4 protein-coding genes are annotated in these 4,259 nt (G+C 58.2%); 3 read left to right on the top strand and 1 reads right to left on the bottom strand.

Annotated elements, in window-relative coordinates; genetic code table 11:
• Positions 1 to 147: 147 nt before the first annotated feature.
• Positions 148 to 1,428: a hypothetical protein gene (locus tag ABX749_RS24105; protein WP_145212301.1), complete on the bottom strand. Its 1,281-nt coding sequence runs from the start codon at positions 1,426 to 1,428 to the stop codon at positions 148 to 150.
• A 187-nt stretch (positions 1,429 to 1,615) separates the two neighbouring features.
• On the opposite strand from ABX749_RS24105, the gene ABX749_RS24100 reads away from it, so the two are divergent.
• The 3 genes from ABX749_RS24100 (at position 1,616) to ABX749_RS24090 (ending at position 4,253) form a co-directional block, all read left to right on the top strand.
• Positions 1,616 to 1,873: a hypothetical protein gene (locus ABX749_RS24100; RefSeq protein WP_145212298.1), complete on the top strand. Its 258-nt coding sequence runs from the start codon at positions 1,616 to 1,618 to the stop codon at positions 1,871 to 1,873.
• 291 nt (positions 1,874 to 2,164) lie between these two features.
• Complete coding sequence (locus ABX749_RS24095) at positions 2,165 to 2,977, top strand: PP2C family serine/threonine-protein phosphatase (protein ID WP_372898240.1); 813 nt, start codon at positions 2,165 to 2,167, stop codon at positions 2,975 to 2,977.
• A gap of 61 nt (positions 2,978 to 3,038) precedes the next feature.
• A complete protein-coding gene (locus ABX749_RS24090; protein WP_372898239.1) occupies positions 3,039 to 4,253 on the top strand; it encodes a Rid family hydrolase in 1,215 nt (404 codons plus the stop codon).
• The last annotated feature ends 6 nt before the right edge of the window (positions 4,254 to 4,259 follow it).

The following is a 4,259-nucleotide window of genomic DNA, read 5'->3' as shown; positions in this document are numbered from 1 at the left end:
GACTCGTCGCCTCGTCCACTACGTTGGCCAAGGGGACTCGTCGCCTCGTCCACTACGTTGGCCAGGGGACTCGTCGCCTCGTCCACTACGTTGGCCAGGGGACTCGTCGCCTCGTCCACTACCCGGAAATTGAGCTGCGATAGACTCCTAACGCCCGGCTCGCAGTTCGCTCGTCATGCGTTGAAACTCTTTCCGAATCGCTTCGTTGTTGAATTCGCGGAGCGAGGGAACTTTGAGTTTCATCAGTGTTTCAAAATCACGGCGTCCGGTGTTCATCAGCGCCGCGACGTCGCTGGAAAGTTTGACGGTGTCATAGGTGTTCATGGCGGTGGCCAGTTTCTTTTGAGCCAGCTTGTTTTCCTTTTCGATCAGTGCCGCGTTGCGTTTGAGGTATTCGATGTACAAGCTGGCGGTCTGGCGTGTCAGCTCGTTGGAGGCGATGTTCGACTCGAGGACGTCGCGGTCACCGCCGCTGACCTTGATCAGCGTTTGCGCCTGTTTGATGTTCTGTTCTGCTTGGGCGGAAAACTCGTTGAGTTTCGGGATGTGTTTTTCATGGACGTCGCGGACGAACGTCTTTTGAATTCGATCCATCACGTGGATCATGACGACGTAGATCCCGTAGTACCGCTTCGATACATCCAACGCCTCGCCGCTTTCTTCGGTCAGTTCCTGAAGCTGCGCCGTGACGTGTTTGATGTTGTCGAAAACGACGGCCATCGTGACGATGTCATCACCCGAGACCGAAGACAGCAACGATTCCACCCCCTCTTGATCAACTTCGACACCGATCTTTGAGAGTTCCTCGGCGAATGTCTTTTTCAGTTTGACCAGGATTGCTTTTTGGCGTTCGATCTCCTCTTCCTCTGAGGCGATGCTCTCATCGAGGGCTTCTTTGGAAAGCTCAAACGGGTTGACCTTGTCGAGCTGACTTTGATCCTTGGCCCAGGACGCGGAGACCCGCTGGCGACGATAGTCGGCAATGTTGGTCTGGGACTGCGCGATGGCCTCGTTGGCCTCGCGAATCCGGCGGCGGTAGTCACTGACCTCCGAAATGCTCAGCGCCACGATCGCCTGGTCGAGCAGTTCGTTGATCTGAGCGGAGTTGGATTGTTTGTCCAGCTTGAAGGGGATCACCGAACTGTCGGGCAGCTCGGCATGTCGATCGACCAACTGTCGGGTCTCTTCCAAGGTCGGCAAGACACGTTCGAAGAGATCGCCCAGGCGCTGACGCAGCCGGCCGTCGCCGATCGTTTCCGAGACGATGGCGATCGCGGAGTCCCCCTCGGTGGAGCTCCCTTCGGCGGTTTCGACTTGGCTGGCAGTGGACGTGTCGGATCCGAACGTGCCGGCGAACGGATTTTTTTCGCAGCCACAGCATCCGATCAGAATTGCGGCAAGCGTCAAACTGGGGGGGAAGCTTCGCATGGGTATCCTTCAGGAGAGGTGGGTCGCGCCATGATTCATCTTAACGCCCGGATCTGCCCAGACAAAACCAAGGCCGGGTTTGGGCTGGAAATCGGGCGCACGCCGTCATTGTTTTGGAGCATCAGCGACTTTGGACGATACAATGATGGTTCGCCCGACGCGTGTCGAATCTTTGCCGATTGGATCGATGAATCAGCCAAACTGCGAGAAAAAACAGCAACATGTCCGGATGCTCCGGCAGCTGCAGCGGCAGACACCGTTCGCCACGATCGCGGTCCAGTTGATCGGTGGCGAAACGATCGTCATCGCCGACCCATGGCAGTTTATCGTCGACGCAGACCGCCTCTATGCGATCGTGCCCCCGTCCAAGCACGTCCGGTCGATCCCGCTGAGCGAGATTCATCGGATCGGACGACGACGCCCCGTTGCCGCGTTGCACGAGTGAATCGATGCCGGTCACGACCGGTGGACCGGGCGCCGGACGCGCGCCGATCCGCACCTTTTCTGTGCCGTTGACGCACGGCCCAGAGCACGCCCTCACAACGGCGCCCTCTCGGTTTCGTGTGCCGCTCGCTCGCAGCCGAATCATGATTTGGACAAAATGTCACAGCCGGCATCTGTCAGGGCGTGAAACTCCGATGATTTCACGTTCGCACCATTTACTTTGACACAATCGATTCAGCTGGCACCATTCGTGCACCTACGAGTGTCCTTCCCCGTCTGAAGGACCTCTGCGATGCCCACTTCCATTGTTCGGCGATATCTCGCTTCGAAATCTGCGGAAACGTACTCCGGTGCTGACGAGTATGGGTTCGAACTGGCGATCCGTTCGGCGGGCGCGTCGGTTTGCGGCGGACGCAATTACAACGAAGACCGATTTTATCGATCGGACCCGAGCCAGTTTTATCTGGTCGCTGATGGCATGGGCGGCCACCTGGGTGGTGCGATGGCCAGTCAGATTGCGATGGAAACCATTCCGATGGTTTGGCAGAGCAGGACCCGTCAAAACTCACTGTCCTACTCGGGGATCCAGTCCGTCTATCGGGAAGCCATTTCGTGTGCGACGCGGGAAATGTCGAGTGCGGTGAGTGATCATCCGGAATACGATCACATGGGCTGCACGCTGGCGGTCGCGTTCGTTTATTGCGGCCGGATGTACTACGGTCACGTCGGTGATTGTCGCGTCTATCTCCTGCATCGCAACACACTGACACGACTGACCAAAGATGAAACCCTGGTCCAAGGCTTGGTCGATGCGGGCTCCATCGATGCACGTCAGGCTCGGGTTCACCGCTGGCGTCACGTCGTCACCAACAGTGTCAGCGCGCAGGGATTGCAGCAACGCGCCCGTTTGCGTTCGGCGCAGATCAGCATAGGCGACCGCGTCATGCTGACGTCCGATGGGCTGACCGACGAACTGACCGATCACGAAATCGCACAAATCATGGCCCGCTGTTTTGACCCGCAGGAATGCGTCGATCAGTTGATCGGCGCGGCGTTGGAACGCAAAGCTCGCGACAACGTTTCCTGTGTCGTCTTTCAAACCTGACGCCGATGCACGCCCCCGGCGACCCCGTCGCGTCACCATTTCCAATGGCAATGAAACCAACATGTTAATGAGCCAACCGCAACACCGTCTCGTCCAACTCGACGACGTCACACGCATTGCATTGATGGTCACGCCGCCCAACGTCGGCGCTCCGATCGACCAGGCTGGGGAGGCGGTTTCGACGATCCGCGAGATTCTGCGGCGACAATCGGTTCCGATGGCGTTGACGAAGCAAACCGTCTTTGTCCGCTCGGCCGATGACATCGCGACGTTTCAAGAGTTGTTCAAAGCGACCTACCGAGACCGGGTGCCGGCGACCAGTTTTGTGATTCAACCGCCCTGTGACGGTCAGGCGTTGGCGATCGAAGCCTGGGCCCTTGGCGGCGAAGGGGTTCAGGTTGATTTCCCGTTACCCGATCTGGTCACGGTGTCCTACGATGGACTCCGCTGGATCTACGTCGCCGGGATCACGTCTCCACCGCAGGCCGCCAGTGCGTACGAGGAATCGGCAGACTCGTTTCGTCGACTGGCCGAACGTTTGCAGCATGTCGATGCCAGCTTCAACGACGTTTGTCGGATCTGGTTGTACCAAGGCAGCATCACCGAACTGGAATCTCGTCCGACGGGAGAACCGATCGAACGGTATCGAGAACTCAACCGGGCTCGCGCCGAATTCTTTCAGCGGCTCGAATCGGTCGGGCAGATCAACACGTCGCGCGACGGACATCCGTTTTACCCCGCCAGTACGGGGATCGGAATGGCCGGCCCCGGTCTGACGGTCAGTTGCCTCGGACTGCAAACCGATCGTGAAGACGTTTCGTTGCATCCCCTGGAAAACCCGCGACAGACATCGGCCTTCGATTATGCGAGAAAGTTTTCACCCCGAAGCCCGCTCTTCTCGCGCGCCATGGCCGTCAAGATCGGCGACCACGTGACCACCTGGATCTCCGGCACCGCCAGTATCCTGGATTCGGAAAGCGTTCACCTGGGCGACGTCGAAAAGCAGACCGAACAGACGATCGACAACATCGAAAACTTGATCAGCGGAGCGAACTTTGAACATCATGGACTGCCGGGGCTGGCCGCCGAGTTGACGGATCTGGCCAAAGTCCGTGTGTATGTCAAACGTCCGCAGGACTACGAGACATGTCGATCGATTTGCGAAGCCCGGTTTGGATCCGTGCCGGCGATCTACGCCGTGGCGGATGTGTGTCGGCCCGAACTGCTTGTCGAGATCGAAGGCGTCGCGTTTTCAGATGTTTCCCCCTCGTCCTAAATTGAT

It is taken from the genome of Stieleria sp., from assembly GCF_041595215.1.
Taxonomy (GTDB): domain Bacteria; phylum Planctomycetota; class Planctomycetia; order Pirellulales; family Pirellulaceae; genus Stieleria; species Stieleria magnilauensis.
This window is presented reverse-complemented; position numbering and strand designations above follow the sequence as displayed.